The sequence below is a fragment of the Enterobacter hormaechei subsp. hoffmannii genome (genome assembly GCF_001729745.1).
Lineage (GTDB): Bacteria > Pseudomonadota > Gammaproteobacteria > Enterobacterales > Enterobacteriaceae > Enterobacter > Enterobacter intestinihominis.
In genome coordinates this window covers 1154147-1177957 of record NZ_CP017186.1, presented here as the reverse complement: position 1 = coordinate 1177957, position 23811 = coordinate 1154147, and the positions used below count along the sequence as shown (strand labels likewise).

Annotated in this window: 22 protein-coding genes and 1 pseudogene; 6 read left to right on the top strand and 17 right to left on the bottom strand. The window is 55.0% G+C overall.

The window, feature by feature from the left end; all coding sequences use genetic code 11:
- Positions 1-86: 86 nt before the first annotated feature.
- The 5 genes from BFV65_RS05470 to budA all read right to left on the bottom strand — a co-directional run bounded on the left by BFV65_RS05470 (position 87) and on the right by budA (position 4760).
- Positions 87-785 (bottom strand): GNAT family N-acetyltransferase, encoded by a 699-nt coding sequence (locus BFV65_RS05470; RefSeq protein WP_063150426.1) that lies wholly within the window; start codon positions 783-785, stop codon positions 87-89.
- Between the two features lie 107 nt (positions 786-892).
- Positions 893-1366 (bottom strand): cold-shock protein, encoded by a 474-nt coding sequence (locus tag BFV65_RS05465; protein ID WP_022647360.1) that lies wholly within the window; start codon positions 1364-1366, stop codon positions 893-895.
- Positions 1367-1496: 130 nt separating this feature from the next.
- A complete protein-coding gene (locus BFV65_RS05460; RefSeq protein ID WP_022647359.1) occupies positions 1497-2267 on the bottom strand; it encodes a (S)-acetoin forming diacetyl reductase in 771 nt (256 codons plus the stop codon).
- Between the two features lie 20 nt (positions 2268-2287).
- Positions 2288-4009 carry an acetolactate synthase AlsS gene (gene alsS / locus BFV65_RS05455; RefSeq protein WP_152811382.1) on the bottom strand — a complete coding sequence of 574 codons (1722 nt, stop codon included), beginning with the start codon at positions 4007-4009 and terminating at the stop codon, positions 2288-2290.
- Positions 3981-4760 carry an acetolactate decarboxylase gene (gene budA, locus BFV65_RS05450; protein WP_088581799.1) on the bottom strand — a complete coding sequence of 260 codons (780 nt, stop codon included), beginning with the start codon at positions 4758-4760 and terminating at the stop codon, positions 3981-3983. The genes alsS and budA overlap by 29 nt, the downstream gene beginning before the upstream one ends.
- A 105-nt stretch (positions 4761-4865) precedes the next feature.
- Between budA and BFV65_RS05445 the strand changes: the two genes are divergently transcribed.
- Positions 4866-5762 carry a LysR family transcriptional regulator gene (locus BFV65_RS05445; protein WP_023305644.1) on the top strand — a complete coding sequence of 299 codons (897 nt, stop codon included), beginning with the start codon at positions 4866-4868 and terminating at the stop codon, positions 5760-5762.
- 227 nt (positions 5763-5989) lie between these two features.
- Here the strand turns inward: BFV65_RS05445 and cspE are convergent, their stop codons facing one another.
- Entirely contained in the window at positions 5990-6202 is a 213-nt protein-coding gene (gene cspE / locus BFV65_RS05440; protein ID WP_022647355.1) for a transcription antiterminator/RNA stability regulator CspE, read from the bottom strand.
- A gap of 703 nt (positions 6203-6905) precedes the next feature.
- Between cspE and BFV65_RS05435 the strand changes: the two genes are divergently transcribed.
- From BFV65_RS05435 to BFV65_RS05420, 4 genes are all read left to right on the top strand, one after another.
- Positions 6906-7361, top strand: coding sequence for a hypothetical protein (locus BFV65_RS05435; protein WP_023305643.1), 456 nt, complete (start codon positions 6906-6908; stop codon positions 7359-7361).
- Positions 7362-7561: 200 nt separating this feature from the next.
- Positions 7562-7972: an ASCH domain-containing protein gene (locus tag BFV65_RS05430; RefSeq protein ID WP_069596331.1), complete on the top strand. Its 411-nt coding sequence runs from the start codon at positions 7562-7564 to the stop codon at positions 7970-7972.
- Between the two features lie 200 nt (positions 7973-8172).
- Positions 8173-8502: a type II toxin-antitoxin system HigB family toxin gene (locus BFV65_RS05425; protein ID WP_032671566.1), complete on the top strand. Its 330-nt coding sequence runs from the start codon at positions 8173-8175 to the stop codon at positions 8500-8502.
- Complete coding sequence (locus BFV65_RS05420) at positions 8499-8918, top strand: helix-turn-helix domain-containing protein (protein ID WP_069596330.1); 420 nt, start codon at positions 8499-8501, stop codon at positions 8916-8918. The genes BFV65_RS05425 and BFV65_RS05420 overlap by 4 nt, the downstream gene beginning before the upstream one ends.
- Before the next feature lie 267 nt (positions 8919-9185).
- On the opposite strand, the gene BFV65_RS05415 is transcribed toward BFV65_RS05420, so the two are convergent.
- The 10 genes and pseudogenes from BFV65_RS05415 to BFV65_RS05375 form a co-directional block, all read right to left on the bottom strand.
- A complete protein-coding gene (locus BFV65_RS05415) occupies positions 9186-9632 on the bottom strand; it encodes a hypothetical protein (protein WP_045623318.1) in 447 nt (148 codons plus the stop codon).
- Positions 9632-10243: pseudogene (locus BFV65_RS05410) on the bottom strand (RHS repeat-associated core domain-containing protein); the annotation flags it as partial. The gene BFV65_RS05415 and the pseudogene BFV65_RS05410, both read right to left, overlap by 1 nt.
- A gap of 91 nt (positions 10244-10334) precedes the next feature.
- Positions 10335-10715 (bottom strand): hypothetical protein, encoded by a 381-nt coding sequence (locus BFV65_RS05405; protein ID WP_069596328.1) that lies wholly within the window; start codon positions 10713-10715, stop codon positions 10335-10337.
- Positions 10716-11071: 356 nt separating this feature from the next.
- Positions 11072-11476, bottom strand: a complete 405-nt coding sequence (locus tag BFV65_RS05400; RefSeq protein WP_071892816.1) for an SMI1/KNR4 family protein — start codon at positions 11474-11476, stop codon at positions 11072-11074.
- 207 nt (positions 11477-11683) lie between these two features.
- Positions 11684-12151, bottom strand: coding sequence for an SMI1/KNR4 family protein (locus BFV65_RS05395; RefSeq protein ID WP_236724044.1), 468 nt, complete (start codon positions 12149-12151; stop codon positions 11684-11686).
- Positions 12152-12759: 608 nt separating this feature from the next.
- On the bottom strand, positions 12760-13062 hold the full coding sequence (locus BFV65_RS05390) for a hypothetical protein (protein WP_069596326.1): 303 nt from the start codon (positions 13060-13062) through the stop codon (positions 12760-12762).
- 426 nt (positions 13063-13488) lie between these two features.
- Positions 13489-13866, bottom strand: coding sequence for a hypothetical protein (locus BFV65_RS22305; protein ID WP_071892814.1), 378 nt, complete (start codon positions 13864-13866; stop codon positions 13489-13491).
- On the bottom strand, positions 13863-18029 hold the full coding sequence (locus tag BFV65_RS05385) for an RHS repeat-associated core domain-containing protein (protein WP_236724043.1): 4167 nt from the start codon (positions 18027-18029) through the stop codon (positions 13863-13865). The genes BFV65_RS22305 and BFV65_RS05385 overlap by 4 nt, the downstream gene beginning before the upstream one ends.
- Before the next feature lie 17 nt (positions 18030-18046).
- Positions 18047-18484 (bottom strand): DcrB-related protein, encoded by a 438-nt coding sequence (locus tag BFV65_RS05380; protein WP_048965638.1) that lies wholly within the window; start codon positions 18482-18484, stop codon positions 18047-18049.
- A 117-nt stretch (positions 18485-18601) separates the two neighbouring features.
- On the bottom strand, positions 18602-19492 hold the full coding sequence (locus BFV65_RS05375) for an oxidoreductase (protein WP_069596325.1): 891 nt from the start codon (positions 19490-19492) through the stop codon (positions 18602-18604).
- A 105-nt stretch (positions 19493-19597) separates the two neighbouring features.
- Between BFV65_RS05375 and BFV65_RS05370 the strand changes: the two genes are divergently transcribed.
- Positions 19598-20719: a YbdK family carboxylate-amine ligase gene (locus BFV65_RS05370; RefSeq protein ID WP_022647338.1), complete on the top strand. Its 1122-nt coding sequence runs from the start codon at positions 19598-19600 to the stop codon at positions 20717-20719.
- Here BFV65_RS05370 and BFV65_RS05365 read toward each other — a convergent pair.
- Positions 20649-23804 (bottom strand): efflux RND transporter permease subunit, encoded by a 3156-nt coding sequence (locus BFV65_RS05365; protein ID WP_069596324.1) that lies wholly within the window; start codon positions 23802-23804, stop codon positions 20649-20651. The genes BFV65_RS05370 and BFV65_RS05365 overlap by 71 nt on opposite strands.
- Between the last annotated feature and the right edge of the window lie 7 nt (positions 23805-23811).

Here is a 23811-nt window from a genome sequence, read left to right as displayed (position 1 = left end):
CTTTGGGCTGAGGGTTCCCCACAAATTAATGCGAGCACTGAGCAATCCCCTCGCCCCTCCGGGGAGAGGGTTAGGGTGAGGGAAAATTATTTTCGAAATTCCTCTAACCGCCTGACCTGCCGCCCTTCAGCGTCAAAATTCTCCGCCGCCAGCCAGGCGCGCAACTCCGCGTCCCTTTCCGGCCACTCGCCGTCAATAATCGAAAGCATATCGCTGTCGCGGTTGCGTCCTTTGCGCACCAGCTTCTGGCGCAGGCGCCCTTCCCAGACAAACCCCAGCCGCTCCGCCGCGTTGCGTGAGGCGGTGTTCATCGAATCGCATTTCCACTCCAGCCGACGATATTTATGCTCAAAGGCATTTTTCAGCAGTAGCCACACCGCTTCGGTGCCAATGCGGGTGCCTTTCATCTTGCGCGACCAGGTGACGTGGCCAATTTCCACCGATCCCAGAAAGCGTTCAATCGCCATATAGCTCACCAGCCCTACCGCCTTTTCGGTGCGCAGATCGATAACGGCAAAGGGCACCAGGTCGTCATCCAGCACCTTTCCGAGCACCCAGTGCGCAGTAGCCTCAACGCTCACAGGCTGGGTGCTGGCAAGCCACGTCCAGTCGCTGTCATCGCCCAGTGCGTAAGCTTCAAACAGATCCGCCGCGTGGCGTTCTGCGTCCAACGGTTCCAGACGACAATACTGGCCGGTTAGCGGCGTGCGAGTTAGCGCTCGAGCACATTTCCAGTCGGGGACGATATCGTTAACGGTTTGACCATGTTGATTGATTTCGGGCACGGCGGTGACTCCCTGCAAGGTAAGGAGTTTGTTATAGCAGGTTAAAAAGCGGTCGAAAAGGAAGAACGTGCAGGCCGGGTAACGCGTAGCCGCCACCCGGCATAAAATTACTTCAGCAGCTTAACCGTCGCGTCGATGTCGATTTCATCTTCGGTGAAGATCATCGTCGTGTTCTGGAAGGTGGTGATCGCCAGCTTCTTCACCGTGCGCATCTCGCCCGGCTTTTTCTCACTTTTCGGCTTGATGCTGTTCATCAGTAGCCCCACCGACAGCACCGCGTTCTCTTTGTCGATTTTGGTCTCAACGGGCTCTTCTTCGCTGAACACCACGAAGGATTTGATCGAGGTGAGCTTCACGCGCTCGCCCGCGATATAAAGATGCTTGCTCTCCGGGATCACCTTCACCGCATACGCGGAAAGGCCTTTGGTGTTTGTGGTGGGTTCGAAGGTCACCGCCGCATCTTTCTTAATCAGATCAGGGTTGGCGACCTTAATCACGTGAAAATAGCGGTTGTCGCCGTTTTCATCTTTGATAAATCCGAAGCCTTTATCTTTAAACCACGTTGTGATTGTACCGTTCATCGCTGTTACCGCCTGTCAGATCTTAAGACTAAAGTTTTGCAGCGCGCAGTGTAATGCACAATGGCTGAGGAGACAAAAAAAAGCCCCTGCACGGGAGCAGGGGGAAGTTCATGTCAGAGCTTATTAGAATTTAGTTGAACACCATCCCACCATCAATCAGCAGCGACTGACCGGTCATGTAGTCGGAGTCTGGTCCGGCGAGGTAAGAGACGCAGGCGGCCACATCTTCCGGTTCGGACAAACGGCCAAGCGTGATGCGTTTGGCAAAGGTTTCCGTTCCGTAGCCGAGCGGTTTACCCGCCGCCTCGGAGACCTGACGGTCGATTTCCGCCCACATCGGCGTTTTGACGATGCCCGGGCAATAGGCGTTAACGGTGATCCCCAGCGGCGCGAGATCCCGCGCGGCGGTCTGGGTTAAACCGCGCACCGCGAACTTGCTGGAGCTGTACACCGCCAGTTCCGGGTTGCCGGTATGGCCCGCCTGGGAGCAGGCGTTGATGATTTTACCGCCGTGCCCCTCTTTGCGGAACGCGTCAATCGCGGCCTGAATGCCCCAGATCACCCCTTTCACGTTGATGTTGTAGACCTTGTCGACAATTTCCGGCGTGATGGATTCGATTGGCGTGGACGGCGCCACCCCGGCGTTATTGACGATGACGTTGAAGCCGCCCAGCGCAGTGCGGGCTTTTTCCACCGCCGCAAACACCTGGTCGCGGTCAGAGACGTCCACCTTCACGGCGACGGCTTTCCCGCCGTTGCGGGTGATCTCATCCGCGACCGCTTTCGCCGTCTCTTCGTTGTAATCCGCAATAGCGACGGCAAAGCCGTCCTTCACCAGGCGAAGCGCGATCGCTTTGCCAATCCCCTGGCCGGAGCCGGTTACGAGAGCCACTTTTTGCATTTCTCTGTCCTTATATTGATTCACAAAATCTGGCTGAGATGGAGCTGGCCCATCAGCAGCGGGTTATCGCTGTAGTCGACGGGAATGGCCACCACGGCCGGGCCATCGACATCCATTGCGGCACGCAGCGTCGGTTCGAGCGCGTCGGCGCTCTCGACGGCAAAGCCTTTCGCACCGAAGGCGTCGGCATAGGCTTTAAAATCGACCGGGCCAAACTCCACGCCGGAGAGACGCTGGTATTTTTTCTCTTCCTGGATCGCCACCATGTTGTAGGCGTTATCCACCCAGATGATGTGCAGCACGTTGGCATTGAGGCGCACAGCGGTTTCCAGCTCCATGCTCGACTGCAAAAATCCGCCGTCCCCGGAGACCGACACCACCTTGCGCCCCGGGTTGACCAGCCACGCGCCAATCGCCCACGGCAGCGCCACGCCCATGGTCTGCTGACCGTTGGAGATCATCACCTGACGCGCGCGGAAGCTGTAGAGGTAGCGGGCGATCCAGATGTGGAAGCTGCCCATATCGACGGTGAGCGTTACGTCGTTATTCACGATGTCCTGCATGGCGCGCACGATGCGCAGCGGATGCAGGGCAAACTGGTTTAGCGATGCGCCGCGACGGTCGAGGAGGTCACGCTGATGCTGGCGATCGACAAGAATTTCCGAGGCGCGCTGGCTGAGTTCAAGTTTGTGCTCGATTCGGCTGGCAAGCAGATTCAGCGTGGCGGCAATATCCCCGACCAGTTCCAGATCGGGAACATACTTGCGCTCCTCATAGGCGGGCAGCACGTCAATGTGCACCAGCGTGGCATCGCCGCTGTTCCACATGGACGGCTCGTATTCCACCGGGCTGTAGCCGATGCAGATAATCAGATCCGCCAGATGCAGCAACCGATCTCCGGCCTGGTTGTTGAACAGGCCGACGCGCCCGGCGAAGCGGGTGAAGTGTTCCTGATTCACCGCCCCGGCGGCCTGATAAGTGCTGGTGACCGGAATGCGGCTTTTCTCCAGCAGCGTGCGCAGCGCGGCGCTGTTGGCGGGCTGGCTGGCCATCAGGCCGAGTAAAATGACCGGGTTTTTGGCGTTCTCGATAAGCTTCGCCACGTCGTTAATGGCGGACTCCGGTGCCGGGCCCATCAGCGCCGGGCCGCTGGCGGGTAAAATCGCCCCCGTGGTGGGCTGGTCGACAATATCCTGCGGCAGGCTGACAAACGCCCCGCCCGGCCTGCCCTGCTCGGCAGCGCGAAACGCGTTCGACACCACCTCGGCAATCGCGTCCGGGGAGTTCACTTCTACGGCGTATTTGGTCACCGGGCTGAACATGGCGACAGTGTCCATGCTCTGGTGCACCAGCTTGGCTTTATCCGCCCGCTTCACCGCCCCGCCCAGCGCGACGACCGGGTCGCCTTCGCTGTTGGCGGTGGCGATGCCGGTGATCAGATTGGAGCAGCCCGGCCCGGAGGTGACCAGCGCGACTCCGGCCTTGCCGGTTAACCGCCCTACCGCTGCCGCCATAAACGCCGCGTTCGCCTCGTGACGCACCGGGATAATCTCGATGGAGGAATCCAGCAGAGAGTCAAAGACCTTGTCGATCTTCGCGCCCGGGATCCCGAACACCTGCTTCACGCCCTGCGCTTCCAGCTGGCCGACAACCATATCGGCGCCGTGCGCCCACTGACGTGACTGTTTCTCACTGTTCACGGTAGTTCTCCTGTTAGTTTTCGACGGCGCGGATAGCCGCATCAAGGTTGCTGGGGTGCAGGTTGGCCTGTAAAAACGCGCTGTCGGCGGGCAGGTCAATCATCAGCTTGTGGATTTCGCCGAAGGTGAGCACGCCGCTCTCCAGCTGATAGTCGAGCAGATGTCCCCCGCCCTGACGGTCGTCGGTGATAAAGTGCTCGTGATAGCCCGCCACGTTGATGCCCTGCATATGCTGCGGGGTGCGGAACCCGACCAGCACGCCCTCGCGCTGGTTAAAGCGGAACACCGGCTGGTCGTCCAGCACGTCGGTCATCGCCCGGTACGGCGGCGTCTGGCGCGGAACGGTGCGGGTATGCGCATGGCGGAAGTTGCCATCGATGCGCAGCGCGCAGAACAGGTTATCGGAGGGGATCTGCTGGTCGATCACGTCGTGGATCTGCTGACGGCTGACCGGACCGTTAAAGGTTTTGCGGTACTGCGGCTGGAACCAGGTCATCACCGCGAACGGCGTTTTTTGCTCCGGCTTCGCGGCGCGGGCGCTGCCGTCGGCGCGCAGCTGGTACACCTGGCTGCTGAAGGCAATCATTTCACCGTCCAGCTCGTTAAAGGTGCCGAGACCAAAATCACCGTGTGCCAGCAGGTCGGCGATCGTCGTCTCCCCTTCGTAGACGCCGCTTAGCAGGGCGCTCATTAGCGATGTCTGATAGATCACGCTGTCAGGATGCTGAGCCGAAAACCCACGCAGGGTCTCGCATAAACTCGCCTCACAGTCGCATGCAGATGAATGCATCATCATGCCCGTCCTCTTCAACTTTATTTATAAAGGTTAAATAAATGTTGACCCGATTCAGCAGAGAGTTCCAATATAGAATCCATGCTGGTTTGAGACGTTTTTGATATGGAACTTCGTTATCTGCGCTATTTTGTCGCGGTAGCACGCGAGCGACACTTCACCAGGGCGGCCAAAGCGCTGGGTATTTCACAGCCTCCTCTGAGTCAGCAGATCAAACGGCTCGAAGAGGAAGTGGGCACGCCGCTGTTCAGGCGCCTGACGCGGGGCGTGGAGCTGACCGAGGCGGGAGAAGCCTTCTATGAGGACGCCTGTAAGATCCTGGCGCTGAGCGACGCCGCGCTGGAGAAAGCCCGGGGCATCGCGCGCGGCCTGAACGGCAGCCTTTCGATTGGCATCACCAGCTCCGACGCCTTTCATCCCAAAATTTTCGCGCTGATTCGTCAGTTTCAGGTGCAGAACATGGCGGTGCAGGTTCACCAGGTGGAAGCCAATATGTCTTCGCTGACGACAATGCTGGCGGAGGGTGAACTGGATATCGCCTTCGTGCGCCTGCCGTGCGAGAGCAGCAAGGTGTTCGAGTTGAAAATCCTCGACCGGGAGCCGATGGTGGTGGCGTTGCATCGCGATCATCCTCTGGCTGCGTGCGATTCGCTGGCGTTAGAGCAGCTTCGGGATACACCGGTGGTGCTGTTCCCCCAGGAGGTCGCGCCGGGACTGTATGACCGCGTTTACGGCAGCTGCGAGCGGGCCGGAGTCGATATGCAACACACGCTGCAATCTTCACAACTTTCCTCTTCTCTGAGCATGGTCTCCGCTGGCGGCGGGTTCGCGCTGGTGCCGAAATCGATGGCCGCTATTTCTCCGCCGAATGTCACCTACCACGCGCTGAGCTCACCGGAGCTTTATACCGATATCGCGCTCTGCTGGCGGCGCTTTGAACGCTCACGGACGGTGAAACGGTTTCTGGCGATGATGAGCGAGGGGGAACGGGAGCAGGGATGAACCTTTTCAGAAACTGCGGACTGTATTGATGCCCAATTTATTGCGAAGCAGTTTTTGAGGCTGAATTTGAAAAGAGTATGGGCAGGCTGCCATATAAAACTCAGTACCATTACCCTTTAAAAATAAAAAACCCGCACAGGTGCGGGTTAATTTTTTATCAGTACAGCTTAACTGCTCGGACTATTGTCTTCATCGCTATCGTACGCCGCACTGATATTTAGCGCGGGTTACAGTGGAGAAACGTTTCCAGCTGCTGGACCTTTTGCGCCATTCTCAATGGTAAAGGAAACTTTCTGACCTTCATCAAGCGTTTTGAAGTTGTCGCTCTGAATTGCAGAGAAATGTACGAATACATCTTTGCTGCCGTCGTCAGGGGTGATAAAGCCAAAACCTTTATCTGCGTTGAACCATTTTACTAAACCAGTCATTTTATTAGACATAGATAAATCCTTAATTTATGAGCCACTTAAGCGCGGCGATGATGGCCTGTATTTCGAGAGTTACTTATTTGGCACTTAGGAGGAGGCTCACGAAGAAGGAGTATCTACTGATAACACCTGAACTGAGGACTGCTTTACTAAAACTGCTTTCATAAGGTCTGTATTCCAAACCGATGACGCTATTAAGACACAGCGAAATTTATTGCGCAATGATTATTATTATTTATTTTAACCATTTAAACGCCCGGATGGCTGGTCGCGGTGCCAGACATCGTTCTGGCTTGAGGTCTACCATGTACTACAAAATGTCTACGCTTTCACTGTGCCGGGAGTTTGGGGTGTTTTGTTCACAGGCGGGAAAATCCTCCCGCGCGACGCAGACATCATTAGAAGGGATGCTCAAAATGAAAAGGTCTGCGTAAGACGTAACCACAGTGCAAACTGTGCCCGGCGGAGCTGCGCTTGCGCGGGCCTACGGGTCGTATCGCGGTGGTTTTGGAGGCCGGGTCGGGCGTAGCCGCCACGCGGCAATCCCCTTCTGGAAGCCGCCTCGCAAACCTGCAAGCAACCTTATGTAATTCAGGGTTATCCCTTTTCATCCCTTCTTCACGCTCGTAAAGTGCCTGCGTTGCGGCACATCCGTAACCGGGCGTAGGAACCCGTTAGCATAACATGACACTTTTCTGCACAACGAGGATGCTAAATGGCTACTACACCTAACTTTTCTTATGCGCTCTCTGAAGAAAGCGCTGTTCATCAGCTCATCAACGCTTCAATTTCCGATTTTGCGAATCTTTTCGAGCTGGCTGATACCTGCGCCGCGTATGTCAGCGTGCTGGTGGAAACTGACGACACAGTGACGTTTACCACGCTCTGCAAGCGATTGCTGGCCGCGCTGAAGCGGCTGCGTGAGTGCTGTGACTCAGAGCTTCCGTCGTATCTGGTTGAGCAATTGATTGCAGGTGAAAAGATTACTTCCTGCGTGCCGGACTGCTGGCAGGAAACGGTGTTGCAGGTGGATTATGCCGTGGCATTAACGCTGGCGGTGATGGGCGGGACACTGCCTGCGAGCGTGGCGAAAGAACTCACCGGGCTACTGCATGATATGGTCTGGTTGCTGGCAGAGTTTGTGAAGGAGCCGTATATAACGACGCACTGAGGCGGGTGATGGGAGGCCGGAGTTCTGCTGGGTAAGAAGCGGATCCCCGGCCATACGCAAAATTTAATGTTGTTTTTGAATGTCTGGTAAGAGCGAAGAGCGGACAAAGTAGCAGAGGGAAAGCATCAATGTTAATGTCCGGAAAGTTCATGTTAAAACTCTGTATGACATTTTTCATCGACGATTAAAAAGGGCTCTTAATGGCTACTGTTGAGGTATTAAAAGTAAAGTATCCAGGCGCAGATGCCTGGCAAATGGGAGACAGCCCGGAACTGGCCAGCGAGCTTGCGGACCTGATTAAAAAAGGGATTAAAACGGCCTCCTGCGGATCCTTTGCCTCTTACCAGCAAGAAAAGTCTGCCCCGAGGATTGGAAACTATAACATTATCCTTGATGGCCTGAATGCCCCGGTCTGCGTGACCCGGCTGGTTTCAATGCGACTGGTGCGTTTTTGTGATGTGACTGAGGAGTTTGCCCGCAAAGAAGGTGAAGGCGATTTAAGCCTTCAATACTGGCGAAATGAGCATCAGCGATTTTTTACCCGCGAAGGTCATTTTTCTAAAGATATGGAGTTGATCGCAGAAGAATTTGAAGTGGTTGAAGTGCTGTAAGACGAGAGAGTCCGGCTGGCGTCTGCTGCTATTAATAACAATGTCCGCTCCTGGCACAAAGTGGACATTTCTTTCACAGTCACCTCTTACAGTGTTCACACTCATTAAATGATCGCCTTTATCACGAGCAAATGAAAACTGCAATCCATGACAATTCCCACATTCTCAACCCGCCGACCACCACCTTAAATGTTTCCAATCTGGAAACAAGGGGCAAAAATGCCCGCAGTCTCAAGAGCGCTTTCGACGCGGCCACCAGACATTTTCCTATTCAAGAACTCGCTCTGGAAGATCTTTACTGGGTACTAAAAGGAGACCACTACCCATCACCAGACGACATGCGAAAGCGCTTCCCCAGCCGGGAGAGGATGAAATACCGGGAAAAATGGTGGGTCATTGACGTAGGTGGCGGGTATTTAAGAGTAATGTTATTTACTGATTTTGAGCGCGGAAAGCTCTTCATCAAACACACCAGCACTCACGCAGAGTATGACAAGCTCACGTACCTCTACCGGAGAACGAAAGAATGAACTTTGCAGCAGCCATCAAAGCGGCAAACGATCTAACAAGGGAGCTCCCTTTCCTGGGCTCAAGCCCGTCGCGACAAGATTATGAGGATGCTATGGGGTTGGTGGAGTATCTAATTGAGCATGACCCCGATAGTCCGCTGGTAGAGATGCTCACCGCTAAAATCGATAAATACGAAAACGAGTCTCCGGAGTTTGCAGAATTTAACGCGCGTGTTGCCAGCATTCCGTCAGGCGTTGCGTTATTGCGAACGCTGATGGATCAGTACCATCTCACTCAGAGCGATTTCGAAAACGAAATAGGTAAGAAGTCTCTGGTGAGTCGGATCCTCAACGGACAGCGCACGTTAACGCTGGATCATATGCGCGCGCTGGCGAAGCGTTTTGGCGTGCAGGTAAGTGCATTTGTGGGGAATTGATGAGGATAGAATTCTATTAGGTATTAAGTAAAAAGCGACACAGCTATTCTGTTCGCCGTTGAACGTTGGCTCAACAATTGTGCCATCTGCTCGAAATGGATCAGCATCACCATACAGTACGGCAAACAGGCTAGCCATGTCGCGTCTAAAACCTTACGGTAATTGTAGAGGCACATCATCATCGCAAGACTCTCGCCCCCTAGGTTTCTTTGTATCAAAACAAAAGCATTACCTAAACGTTCTGGGATGATGAACCTCCCATTTCAATCATTTTTTATCTAAACATGAGAAACCGAAGTCAATATATCCCTCTGCACTGATCACTAGACACCATTTATTTTCCCTATCAAAAAAATAATGATGCTGAGGAATATTTTCTATAGCCACATCAAAAAATAAAAAGAACTGCGCGGGATTCAATCTGACAGAAAAATCAAGAGACGAATCATTTATATAGTAAATCTCATCACTATTTGAAATCACGTCATGAACATCAGTTTCATGAATGAATTTCTTTATATCTACCAACCAATCCTTATAGTCTCCATGTAGTTCTAAAGACCTATGAGCACTGGTCTTTGACCAGTCAATTTTTGAACCAGCCCAACTATAACTATCGGATAACTCATCCGCAATGTGTTCCCAGTCATCCACAATTTCTGGTTGTTCAGGAAGCAAAGATATTTCCTTCCTGATTTCATCATCGAGCGTCATTAATAGCCTCTCCATGGTTTTGATGGTAAATTAAATAAATGTTGAATTTTTGTTACAACGGATTCAGGTGCATCAAACATGAAGTGCTCCCCTTTATCTTTACCGCTAAACACATTGATATGAGCTCCGCTTCGCTCATCATACTCAACTCTAGAACCTGTTTTTCCGTCAATTGTTGTCATCCCGACAGGTTGACCTTTAGTCGAACCAAATTTGCCTGTGTTAACTTTTTCGGCTTTAAAACCTCGCTCTTCTAACCATTTAAGAGCCTTATTTCTGGCCTGTTTATATGAGTCTTTGGATGAACAGGTAGACAATCCCAGCGGATAAATCCACCCCAACGGATTCGGCGCATATTGATAAAGGTTCCACCCGCCATTCAGCCCAATCAGATCCTGCACAATAAACCGCCCGACCTGCGGGTCGTAGTAGCAGAACAGGTTATAGTGCAGTCCCGTTTCACCGTCAGCGTACTGCCCGGCATAGCGAAGCGGCTGATGCGCCATTGCCGTGCGGTTCACAAGCCTTGAGAACCCTTCGCTCTGATGGCGTACCTCGCCAAAGCTGCCGTACTGGCCGCTCCAGCGCACCTTGCCGCATTCGCCGGTTATCATGAAATCGATTGACAGCACGAGGTTGAAAAGAGCTGTAGATACAGCGTGATTTTAAGATGAATATTGACCTTATCTGGGATCGGTATATTCATCCTTTGGTTAAGCGTGTATTCACTATGTCATTCACATAATGTTCAATCGACATATTGTGCTCCCGATTAATCTGAGAAATCAATGCGCTAAGATGCTCTTGCGATTCGTGAAGGGTAGTGGCAATAAGATTATCAAAATCGTTCTGAGTAAATCGTTTATGTCCTTTCAACGTCGAGTGCTGAAGCAGAGTGTGCGCGATCACTTCCAGGACGGCCCGCCGGTAATGATCGGACAGCAGGACGTCAAGATCGGTCTGACGAATATCAAACTCATAATAAAAGCTGAAAAATCCCGATTCAACAGGTAATGAATATATAAGCCTGTCATTTAACTTATTAACATAAGGTTCGTAACCGTCTCCCATCAATCGTTGCATTTATCCTTTCCTTCTTTCGTCATCAATCTGAAGCTATGTAATAAAATTCACCAAGCATGTAAATGCTATACCATTCCAAATTGGGCTATTGCACGCATTGCCATTTGACATGCTATTCTTCAGCATTAACATTAAATTACACGTACGCTGAAGCTTACGGTTTTAATCTTGGTTTTCATATCATAACAATATCAATCATTACTAATAAATATAAACAAATCAAACACAAACCCAGTTATTAAATTTACAAGCATTAAATTAATGACTGACATTAAATAGTTTAATTGGGTACTTTTCTTAAGATTTCGTTAACAACAAAATCCCTTTTATGAATTTTATACACTACCTCATTGCTTTCAAAGAAACAATTCCTCTAAAAATTCTGAGAACGCACCAGAAACCAATTCAACTTCTTTATCATCCATCAAAAAAACAAACACTTTCCCTAGTGAATCATCAGATTTGAGAGATAGCAGAAAAGAATTCCCCCCGTCATCATATGCAAAAGGAACCATATTCCTCAATTTGCCAAACGACTCAACAAGGTCACGGTAGAGTTGTTCTATAGGCAGGTCACCATATTTTATAGGGTTAAACCCGCCAAGCATAAACGGATTACCAACTTCATTTTTATGAGGATATCCGCCATTATTTTTCAGATAAAAATCAAGAAATGAAGCGGGAAGATGATTATCAAAACTCGTATTGAAAGCATTTATCTCGTATACAGTTAGTTTATTTTCTGAACCAGTAAGACACATAGTAATTTCACCCTAACGCATCTACAGGCGCGTATTTTTGTAAAGGTTCCGCACGTATTAAATTATACAAAGGACTGAGTTCGAAAGTTGGTTTAATGCCCACCTCAAACCACAACAATTGAAGAAACTATTTCTTTCACCATTTCTGATATTGTTCGAAAAAGACACCCAGCGCAGAAATATATAAATTATCACCAGACACCGCCATCAGATATCCTTCCAAAATGCAGTATCGCTCGCCCCTGTTAACTTAATAATTTCCGATATAGAACATGTTTTTAAAACATGCGAACCAACACCTCTGATAAATAGCTCAAAAGTATCAGCTATCGATTCCCATCCATCCATCGTTTGTTCACTTGTAATAGCATAAACTTTGCCATCGTGAGTATTAAGCAAGATAGTATAAGGGTCTGATATTGCAACACATATCACACCATCTGGTCTATGCTTGCCAATCCACCAATGGTTAAATTCATCATTGTTAATACTGACTATTTTCTCCAAATAATCACCACCATGGCCGAAAGATATATTCCCCAAAGAGAAGTTATCAATATCATAATTATTGACAAACTCAATAAAATCCTTTGAGAAATTTACACGAAGTTTTTCCTCAGAAAGTTTGATATTGTTTACAGGCGAAATTCTTTTTTTCAAAATCAAATCATCCATCTCTCCATTAAAAGGAGAGAACTTCTCATGTAATTTAACTTCAATTTAATTTATTGTTAATAACAGAATTATTACTCTCAATTCGTATGTCAAACATCACCATTGCCAACATGAGTACGTCCAGGTGCGAGTATAGCATATATTCCAAAATCGACATGTTAACGTATTATTGCAACTTCTTTATAATTCACATGCTCAGGAAATACGTTAATCTAGGTTTCATCTATTTTCGGTAACTGTTCTACTTCTTTTATTCTATATAACTCGCTTTAACTTAAGGAACCCGATGCATATCAGATTATTGACTCCAAAATTCCTGACGTTTTCTTATATAACAATTTGAAGTACGTGTTCCTGATATTAACGTTCTGGTATCTATTTAGAATGCATGATGAGGTCCTCCGGTGTAATGAGGATCAACCCGCGTCTGGTATGGATTGTTACCTCTGACTTCAAATCCCCTACATAACCCAATCGGATCCTGTACAGTAAATCGCACAATCTGCGGGTCGTAGTAGAGGATGGATTATTAATTTTATGTTTGTGGTTCAAGAAAGGATTATATCATATCAAAACCGGGCGAATTTCTCACCCGGCCTTCATTCTTTCTAGCTTAGACAGTTTATTACTAGCGAGTCTAACTCTATCCTTGCATCTTCTAATTTAAAAGCCAAATCTGGTTTGTTTTCCACTTTATCAAAACTAGCATACGCATTTCTTATCATTTGAGGTATTGTATATAAATACAAAGCTAATTCTTTATCTATGGATTCATTATTTTTTAAAAGATTAGCAAGCTCTTCTAAACTAGAGACCAATTCATTATACTGTATATCATTGAAAATCATATTAATTCTAACAATATTAACAAAATCATTATCAATTATTTTTTTCTTTACATCATTTAACATAAATGACCTATTAAAATATTAAGGTTTCGTGAAATGCCTCACCAAAATTAAAACTTTCTGGTGCGCCGCATCAGCATTTCGAGTAAACGGCGTTTGTAAATTCTCTGCTGATGCCTGGCTTCTGGTGGAGGAAATCCAAGAGTCACGCGAATGCGGAGCACCTGCAATATGTTAGGCCGGTGTTATTTTATGCTAAGCTGTTGTACTTATTTTTTTATCCGCTCACAAACTCTCGCGTTTCCAGGCGTCACCGCTCTTATGACAGTATTACCATTACATAACCCCCACAGAGCAAACCACCCCAGCGGATACAGTGCATACTGAAAAAGATTCCACCATGCATTCAACCCAAGCGGATCCTGCACAATTAACTGCCCAACCTGTAGGTCTTAGTAGCGGAACAAGTAATTTCTTCTCAGTTTCAAACTACACTTCAAAAGGATACAATGAGATATTTTTTATGGCTGTTGAAAACGAAACAAATTTACTACCACCTGGGTAGGACTCAACATCTAAAAAAATGATCTGACCACCTAATGAAACAGTTAAAACCCCGTCACTCTCATAAGAGATGACCTGAGAAACAAATAACATTCCATCACCATCCACCTTGATTTCAGGTGTCTCCTGACAAACATCATTAATATTCAAGCCCCATTTAAAAATGTCATCTACATCAAATTCGACATTATAACAACCATTTACTTCCGGTGGTTCACCACACCATACAGCCACTCCATTGCCTAAAGATGAGGTGAACTCTACTTTATTTCCATCAAATTTTACTACTGTTATGTTTGTCATTTTAGTATCGGTACTCTCACAACAAGATTATCAACATTCATGACATTATTTGCAGGATCTAATGTCCATGTTTCTTCATGGTAATGATGTTTAGTAGGTTTACTATTCATTTCATGGTTACCATAACGGATACTTCTCTTACCGTCAGCCGATACGATTCGGTCTGGGTCTGGTAATCCAGTTCTTGGATGGATATTTGTATGGGGGCCGGGGCCAAGGAAATCATCCCAACGATTAAGGGCATCCTCTGGTTTAACTGGCTTAGGAGCATAAGTCTCATTGTGGTACCCCTGCCCTGGAGGATTAGGATTTTTTCCACCAGCATTAGATTCTGTCTTGCATAAACCAAGCGGATCAATCCACCCCAACGGATTCGGCGCATACTGATAAAGGTTCCACCCGCCATTCAGCCCAATCGGATCCTGCACAATAAACCGCCCGACCTGCGGGTCGTAGTAGCGGAACAGGTTATAGTGCAGTCCCGTTTCACCGTCAGCGTACTGCCCGGCATAGCGCAGCGGCTGGTGTGCCATCGCTGTGCGATTCACAACCCGTGAGAACCCTTCGCTCTGATGGCGCACTTCGCCAAAGCTGCCGTACTGGCCGCTCCAGCGCACCGCGCCGCGCTCGTCGGTCACTTCCAGCGGCGCGCCGTTCAGATCGGTGTTGAACCAGTAAATCTCACCGTTGCTCTGGTCACGAAGGTGATCCACCCGCGCCAGCGGGCTCCAGGCTTCATTCGGGTCATAAATATACGTACTGCACAGCCCGGTTTGCTGCTGCTCCTGCAACAGGCGGTAGCCCTGCCACAGGAAGCGGGTGTCGGTAGTGCCGTGCGTCGTGGTGACGATTTTGCGCGTGCGGCGGCCCAGCGCGTCGTAGTGATAGCGCGCCTCAAACCGCCCTTCCGGCCCGGTTCCGCGGGCGGACACCAGCCGGTTCTCGGCGTCATACGCATAATGCTGCTCGTACAGCCCGATGCGGCGGCTGACCAGGTTGCCCCAGTGGTCGTATTTCATAAACAGCGCCTGCCAGTGCTGCAGGCGGTTATCCGTAACCGGTACCGCATCGTCACTGGCGGCGAGGTTATCCGCGGCGTCATAGCTGAACTGCGCGCGGCTGTGTCCCTGTCGGGCCTCGTAGTGCTTCAGCAGACGCCCTTCGGCGTCGTAGCCGTAGTCCACCTCACCGCGCAGGGTGTCGCTGACGCCGGAAAGCTCACCGCGCGCGGTGTAGCGGTACAGGCGTTCCAGTAGCGCCTGCTCCGGCAGGGTAACGTCCGTGCTCAGTTCGCTGCACTGCAGGGTGCGTCTGCCGAGGCTGTCATACTGGCGGAACTGCTCGCGCGCGCCCTGGGTGCGGCGCACTTCCCGGTGCAGGCGGTCGCGGGTGAACTCGGTCACCAGCTGCTGCCCGAAGCGGATGGCGCTGACGTGGCCGGAGCCGTAGTGCAGCCAGGCCAGCTTTTGCCCGCCGGGCAGCGTCAGGCCGGTCAGGTTGCTCAGGGCATCCCATTCGTAGCCCACCGCGCCGTTAATGCCGGACTCGCTCAGCACGCGCCCGGCGGCGTCGTGGCGGTAAGCGATCTCATCGCTTTCGATACCCAGGGCAACGCCTTCGGCGGTTGGCGTGCGGCGGATGCGGGTAATCTGGCCGCTCAGGTCGCGGAAGTAGCGGTACTCCGCGTGGCGCTGAGTGCGCCCGATCAGCAGCCCGCTGTCGTCATAGCTGAACTGCTGGACGCGACGGGCGATGCCGCCGTCGGCGGCAGGCCGGCCGTTTTCTTCGAGCGCGCAGAGGAACCCTCGCGCGTCCCATTCCATATGGCGCACGGTCTCGTCCGGGCGCGTTTCGCTGAGCGGGCGGCCCACGGCGTCGTAGGTGAAGCGGTATTCCGCCCCGTTGCCGTTATCGAGTCGCAGCAGGTTACCGCGCGGGTCGTAGCGCCACTGGCGCACGCGGCCAATACGGTCGGTGAGGCTGACCGGGAGGCCGAGCGCGTTATAGGCCCAGCTCACCTCGCTTTCCAGCGGGTCGCGCCAGCCCGTGAGCTGGCCGCGTTCGTTCCACACCAGCGACTCGCGGCTGCCGTCCGGATGGATCACGGCGCTGAGCAGCCCGGCACGGCTCCACTCCCGCCGCGTGATATTCCCTTCTGCATCTTCGCTGGCAATCAGTTGCCCGAAGCGGTCGTAGGTGAAGCGGGTGACGCTGCCGGAGCAGTCGGTGCGCTGCGTCAGCAGCCCCTGGTGGTTCCAGGCCAGGCGCACCACGCCGCCGATGGCGTCGGTGATGCTCTCCGGGAGGAATTCTTCATCATCGGGATAGCGATACGCGGTGGTGCTACCGGCCGGATCCGTCTCCGACAGCAGGCGACCGCGAAGGTCGTACATGGCCTGCGATGAGGTACCGTCCGGGTAAACCGTGCGGGTGATGCGGTCGGTCAGGCGATGCCAGTGATACTCCGTGCGGCGGCCCGCCGGGTCCGTCTCGCTGGTCATGCGGCCGTATTTGTCCCACGTGCTGCGGCGCATCGCCCCGCCCGGCAGAATGACGTGGCAGAGCTCGCCGTCGCGGTAGACAAACGTCGTCTGGCGACCGTCGTAATCCGTGAAGCGCGCGATGTTGTCGTCGTCATCCACCAGCCAGTGCGCCTGCGCGCCGTCTTCGCGGGTCGCGCGGCGGGTGCCGTTCTCAAAATCGTATTCGAACGTCAGCCGTTCGCCGCCGCTATGGCGGAAGCCGACCACGCGCGGCAGGCCGTCAATCTCCCGCCAGCGGTATTCGCTCAGCAGGCCGTTGGCGTCCTCATGAGCGCTCATCAGCCCGTCCTGCCAGCTGAAGCGTCGGCGCACGCTACCGCCCCGGCCGGTCACGGAGACCAGCTGGCGCTGTTCATCATAAGCGTAACTGACCAGGCAGATCTCGTCATCCAGCCAGGCGCCAACGAGCCTGTCGCGGTCGTAGCGGCAGACCACGCGCTGGCCCGCACAGTCGGTCAGGGCATGCAGGGTATTATCCGCATTCCACTCAAAGAGGATATCGTTGCCGCAGGGTTCGGAGAGGCGCTGGAGCAGCGACGGGGCAGCATCCCGCAGCGGCGCATAGTGCCAGCGCTCGCCGCTGACGTCATACACCGACCAGCTGTCGTCCTGGTGATGTTCAAGCCAGTTTTTTTCGCTTTCGCAGTAGGAGCGCATCCCTTTCGGGACCTTCGGGAAGGCGACGTAATCGCCGGACGGTGCGCGCCACACCAGGCCGTCCTGATAAGGCTCCAGGCGGCTTTCCCAGAACAGGCTCCATCCGCGGCCCAACACGCTGTCGCCGGGATTGCCGCTGCGCCAGTAGCGCTGCCAACGCACCGGAAGACGGGAAGGCAGGACGAAGTCCAGCTCATCATCCCCGCTGAGAAACTTCTGTCCGCTGACGATATCCACCGGGCGGGCGATGATCCCCGCGGCCGCCACGCCGGTCATCAGCGTGCCGGCGCGACAGGCGATACGGGCCAGCTTGTTGATGCCGGGGATTTTGCCCAGCAGCTTAGAGAGCGCCCCGACTTTGCCAGCGGCGCCGCCCCAGCCACCGAGAAGCCCGGCGAACAGCAGGGTAAGATCGGAGACCTTATAGAGCCACTCGGGCACTTCAGACTGAATGGGGAGGGTTTGCTGCGGATCGCCGCCGATAATGACGTTGTCCGAACCGGTCATCACCTTCGCGTCGCAGGTGGTGCGATCCCCGATGCGTGACGCAGGCTGGCTGTTAATGGAGACTCGCTTAGAGCCTTCGGCCATCTGCTGCGAGCCGTCGTCAGAACAGTCGACGGTGCTATCGGTGGCAAGCGCGGCGGGTTTACCGTTGATAAACACGTTGGGCGAGCCGGAGGTGATGACGCCTTTCTTCGTCATGCTGGATGCCCCGGCGTCGGCGATGCTGTCCCTGGCGGCAGTCGCCAGCTCCCCGGTGTAATACCCCACGGCCAGACTGGCGCCGACAAGCAGGACGCCCACGCCAAGACAGGATGCGCCGAGACCGGCAATAAACATGGCCCCCGCCAGAATGCCCCCGGCGGCGGCAATCAGGCCACCGACAATCGTTCCGGCAATCATCCCGGCCAGCGCACCGGAGTGGCCGATATCATCACCAACGCGTGCTGCTTCAAACATAACAACGGTCCCTGAAGTTAATGGTGGAAGCGGAAGCTCCTGAGAAGATCGCCAAACAGCGCGCCGTCGGCATCGCCCAGCGCACGGGTGCAGGTCATAGTGAACACCAGGATTTTATCGCCGTCGACGTTAAACACGGCCTGCTGCTGCCAGATGCGTTTCCCGTCGCGCAGGTAGCTGGCATGGACGGTTTCACCCTGTAAAAGGCTGTCGCCCAGCGTAGCGGCGCTGCGCTCACCCTGCTTCCAGCCCTTGATGTGCTTTGCCATCAGGGCGAGCTGGCGATCGATATACGCGGCAAGCGCTTCGCCGGGGTTGAGGGCATCGCGGGAAATGTTGAACGCGGGCGCATCCGCTGCAGGCGGCGCGAAGACATTGACGGTACGGTCCTGATAGCCCTCAGGAAAAGCAATCATTCCTTCATTAAACAGGCACTGCGAAGATGGTTCTGACATTGAGCGGGTCCCACCACATTTTTTCAGAAGCGGTAAGTTTCGCATATGTGTTTAAGGCTGACTATCCCCAGATTATTGCTCCACCGTCACGCTCGCCGAACGGAAAAACAGCGGCCGTTAGCCCGGCCCCTCGCTCCCCGCCGCCAGCAGCGGTACCACCACGTCGCTGATGGGCACCGCAATACCATGCTTGCGGCCATAGCGCTGGATCACGCCGTTACGAATATCCCACTCCATCGGGCGTTCGGCCTGACGGTCGGCAAGGATTGACGTGCCTAAATCCTCGGGCGCGCGCTGGAAGTTCGCCAGAATCTCCTGGGCCACCGCATCGTCCAGCTTCGCCCCTTCGGCGCGGGCGACGGCAAGTCCCTCGTGCAGATAGGCCAGGGCCAGCTCGCTGATATCCTCGCGTCTGAACATCCCGGCGCGGCGGTTGGCCAGCACCATCAGCCCGGCGACCGCGTTTTGCAGCAGCTTGCGCCAGGCGACGGTGGTGAAATCTGTCGAGAGCTCAACATCACAGCGCGTCCCGCGAAGCGCCTCGACCACCCGCTGCACCTGCGGCACATCCGGTAGTGTCAGACGCGGTTTTGCCCGCAGCCAGACGGAGGCGTCCGGCTCGCGCTGCGCCGGGAACCAGACCACCGACGGCAGCACCGTTGCGCCGTTGACCAAAGGCGCAAGCTGGGCTTTCTGCTCCACGCCGTTTTGCAGCGCGCAGACCACGGTGTTTTCATCGCACAGGGCGCGCAGCCACCCGGCGCTGTCGGCATTTTGCGTCGTTTTTACCGCCACAAAAACGAGGTCTACGGGGCGGGTAATGACGGTGGGATCGGTGAGTACCGGACCGGGCACCACAATTTCATCCTCATCGTGACGCAGGCGTAATACCGGATGCGCGGTGCGACCGCACAGCAGCGGCGTACGGCCCGCGTCATGCAGCACCGCGGCAATGGTGGTGCCAATCGCACCGGGACCAATCAGCGCAATGGTTGGATAGTCAGACATGGGTCACTCCCCTTTTGCTAAGCCTGCTATCAGTTATACCACCCTGAAAAGAGCGCGCCACGCCCATTGTCTATACTCAACACATAACAGACAACGGAGTGCGCCATGCCCTTACCCGATTTCAAGTCCTCTGAACCTTATACCCTCGGCATTGAGCTCGAACTCCAGGTGGTTAACCCGCCGGGTTACGATCTGAGCCAGGACTCCTCTGCCCTCATCGCCGCCGTCAAAGACGACATCAAAGGGGGCGAAGTCAAACACGACATCACCGAAAGCATGCTCGAAATCGCCACCGGTGTATGCCAGACCATCGACCAGGCGGCGGCGCAGTTCTCCGTGATGCAGCAGAGCATCCTGCGGGCGGCGTCGGAGCAGCACATCCAGATCTGCGGCGGCGGCACGCACCCGTTCCAGAAATGGCAGCGGCAGGAGGTGTGTGACGACGAGCGCTATAACGTCACGCTGGAGCGCTTTGGCTATCTGATTTTGCAGGCGACGGTGTTCGGCCAGCACGTGCACGTGGGATGCCGAAACGGGGACGACGCGATTTACCTGCTGCACGGCCTGTCGCGCTTCGTGCCGCACTTTATCGCCCTCGCCGCGTCGTCGCCTTATATGCAGGGCACGGACACCAAGTTTTCCTCGTCGCGGCTCAACATATTTTCCGGGTTCCCGGATAACGGCCAGATGCCGTGGGTCAACAGCTGGCAGGAGTTCGAGGGGCTGTTCCGCCGCCTGAGTTCCACCAGCATGATCGACAGCATTAAGGATCTGCACTGGGACATCCGCCCCAGCCCGCACTTTGGCACCGTAGAGGTGCGGGTGATGGATACGCCGCTGACGCTCGGTCACGCCATTAACATCGCCGGGCTTATTCAGGCGACGTCGCACTGGCTGCTGACTGCGCGGCCCTATAAGCATCAGGAACGGGATTTTCTGCTATACCGCTTTAACCGTTTTCAGGCCTGTCGCTACGGGCTGGAAGGCATTCTGACCGACGTGCATACCGGCGAGCACAAAACCGTGGCGGAAGATATCGCCTGGCTGCTGGAGCAGGTTGCACCGTCGGCCGAGAAACTCGGCGCGACGAGCGCCATCAAGGAAATTGCCCTGCTGTTAAAGCAGGGCAAGAGCGAGGCGCAGCGCATGCGGGACTTTATCGCCGATGGCGGCTCGCTGATTTCTCTGGTGCAGAAGCACTGTGAACTGTGGGCGACGAGTCCGTAAGGCCGTGCCCCCACTCGCGAAGGCGCTGGAACAGCACGAACAGCGCCGGGATGAACACTATCCCCACCACGGTGGCTACCAGCATGCCGCTGAACACCGTGGTGCCAATGATACGGCGGCTCTGGGCACCCGCCCCGGTCGCCAGCATCATCGGCAGGACGCCTATGATGAACGACACGGCGGTCATCATTACCGCGCGAAAGCGGCGCGATGCCCCTTCCCGCGCGGCATCGACAATCGCCATTCCGTCCATACGACGGGCGCGGGCAAACTCCACGATAAGAATTGCGTTCTTGGCGGCGAGGGCTATCAATAGCACCAGACCAATCTGCACGTACACGTCGTTGGCATAGCCTGCCAGCCACAGCCAGACCAGCGCTCCGCCGATGGCGAACAGCACCGAGAGCATCACGCTCGCCGGCAGCGTCCAGCTCTCATACTGGGCGACGAGGAACAGCCACGCCATCACCACCGCCGCCAGCACAATCCATATCGCCTGATTGCCGGTCTGCTGCTCCTGATACGACATGCCGCTCCAGGCGTAGTCGTACCCGGCTGGCAGGTTTTCCGCCAGAATCTCGCCCATCGCCGCCATTGCGGTGCTGCTGCTCACCCCTTCCGCTGCCGAGCCGCTCACCGATACCGACGGGAACTGGTTGTACTGCTGAATAAATGGCGCGCCGACGGTCGGCGTGATGGTGACGAGGTTGCTCAGACGCACCCGCTCGCCGCTGTTGCTGCGCACGAACAGCTCGCTGATTTGCTCTGCGCGCTCGCGCCACTGCATCTCGTTCTGCATCACCACGTGGTAGACGCGGTTGTTGACGCTGAAATCCCCGGCGCGCGTGCCGCCAAAGGCGGTTTGCAGGCTGCTGAAGATGCGCGACACCGGCACGTCGAGGCGGGCCGCGCGCTCACGGTCAACGGTGAGCGTCATCTGCGGCACGTTGCTGCTCCAGGTGGTGAACACGCGGCTCAGCTGCGGGTGCTGGTTGGCTTTCGCCAGCACCTCGCGAGTTACGCGCTCCAGCTCCGCCGGGCTCTGCCCCGCCTGTGCCTGAATGCGCAGATCGAAGCCGGAGGCGTTGCCCAGCCCCGGCAGCGTCGGCGGTGCAAAGGTCATGATGGTGGCTTCCGGCAGGGCCAGCAGCTGGCGCTGAAGGGTGCCCATCACCTCATCCACCGGCGGACGCTCGCTCCAGTCTTTGAGCATGATGGAGATAAACCCGCCGTTCGATGCGCTGGTGCCGTTGAGGATGTTAAACCCGGAGACCTGAATCACGTCTTCCACCGCCGGGTTTTTAGCGATCAGCTCGCGCGCGGTGGTCATCACCGCTTCGGTGCGCTCCAGCGAGGCTGCCTCTGGCAGCTGGACGCTGGCGAAGAAGTAGCCCTGATCCTCCTGAGGCAGGAAGCCCTTTGGCATCGACATAAAGCTGAATACCACCACCGCCGCCGCGCCTGCGGTGGCCAGCAGCGCCAGCCACGGACGGAGGTTGAACACGCTCACGATCCGGGTGTAAAGCGTGCGCGTGGCGTCCAGCCCGCGGTTGAACCCACGGAAAACGGCGGCGGGCTGTGCCGGACGCGGGCGCAGCAGCATCGCACAGAGCGCGGGCGTCAGGGTCAGCGCCACGAGGCTTGAGAGCGTGACGGCGGTCGAGAGCGTCACCGCGAACTGGCGGTACAGCTCGCCCACGATCCCCGGCAGGAGCGCCACCGGTACAAACACCGCCAGCAGCACCAGCGTGGTGGCAATCACCGGCCCGGCAATCTGACGCAGCGCCAGCGCGGTCACCGCCGTGCGGCTCTGCCCTTCCGCCATCAGCGTTTCGACACTCTCCACTACCACGATGGCGTCATCCACCACCATGGTCAGCGCCAGAATGATGGCGAACAGACTGAGCGTGTTCGCGGAGTAGCCGAGCGCGTAGAGCACCGCAAAGGTGCCCACCAGCGACACCGGAATGGCAAGGGCGACAATCAGCGTCGCGCGCCAGCTTTGCAGGAACAGGGACACCACGACCACCACCGCCAGCATCGTCAGCGCCAGCGAGACGCCAATCTCTTTGATGGTAGCGGCCACAAACGAGGTGGTGTCGAATTTGACTTCATAGACCAGATCGTCCGGGAAGCGCGTGGATAACCGTTCCAGCTCCGCGCGCACCGCATCGGCCACGCGCAGGGCGTTAGCGGACGGCGTCGGGTAGATGCCAAGGTAGGCGGAGTCATGCCCGTTCAGCTGCGCGCCCGAGCTGTAGCTGCGCGAGCCAAGCTCAATGGTGGCGACGTCCTTCAGGCGCACCAGCTGGCCCATCTCCCCGGTGCGGATAATGATGTTGGCAAAGTCGTCGGCCTGGTTTAAGCGCCCTAGCCCGTTGATGGTTAGCGTCTGCTGCTGGCCGTTAAACACCGGCGGCGTGCCGACCTGGCCTGCCGCCCCCTGCACGTTCTGCTCGCGCAACGCCTGCGCCACGTCATCGCTGGTCACGTTCAGGGCATTCATGCGGTCCGGACGCAGCCAGATGCGCATACTGTAGTCGCGCGCGCCAAACATCTGTACCTGCCCGACGCCCGGCAGACGCGACAGCGCCTCGCGCACCTGGGTGCTGGCGTAGTTGCTGACGAACAGCGGCGTGTGGGTGTTATTTGGTGAGTAAAGGCTTACCCCCATCATCAGGTTGGTGGCGCGCTTGCGCACCTGCACGCCGTTTTGCTGTGCCTCGGTCGGCAGCTGCGCCACGGCCTGCGCCACGCGGTTCTGCACGTCGATGGCGGCGAGATCCGGATCGGTGCCCGCCGCAAAGGTGATGTTCAGGCTATACGTGCCTTCGTCCGAACTGGTGGACTCCATATAGAGCATATGATCCACCCCGTTCAGCTGCGTCTCCAGCGGCGTGGCGATGGCCTCCGCCACGTCAGCCGAGCTGGCGCCCGGCCATGACGCTGACACATTCACGACCGGCGGTGTGATCTGCGGGTACTGCTCCACCGGAATAATCCTCAGCGCGATGGCCCCCAGCAGGGTGATGACCAGCGCAATCACCATCGCAAAGCGCGGGCGTTTGATGAAAAACGTCAGCATGATGGCT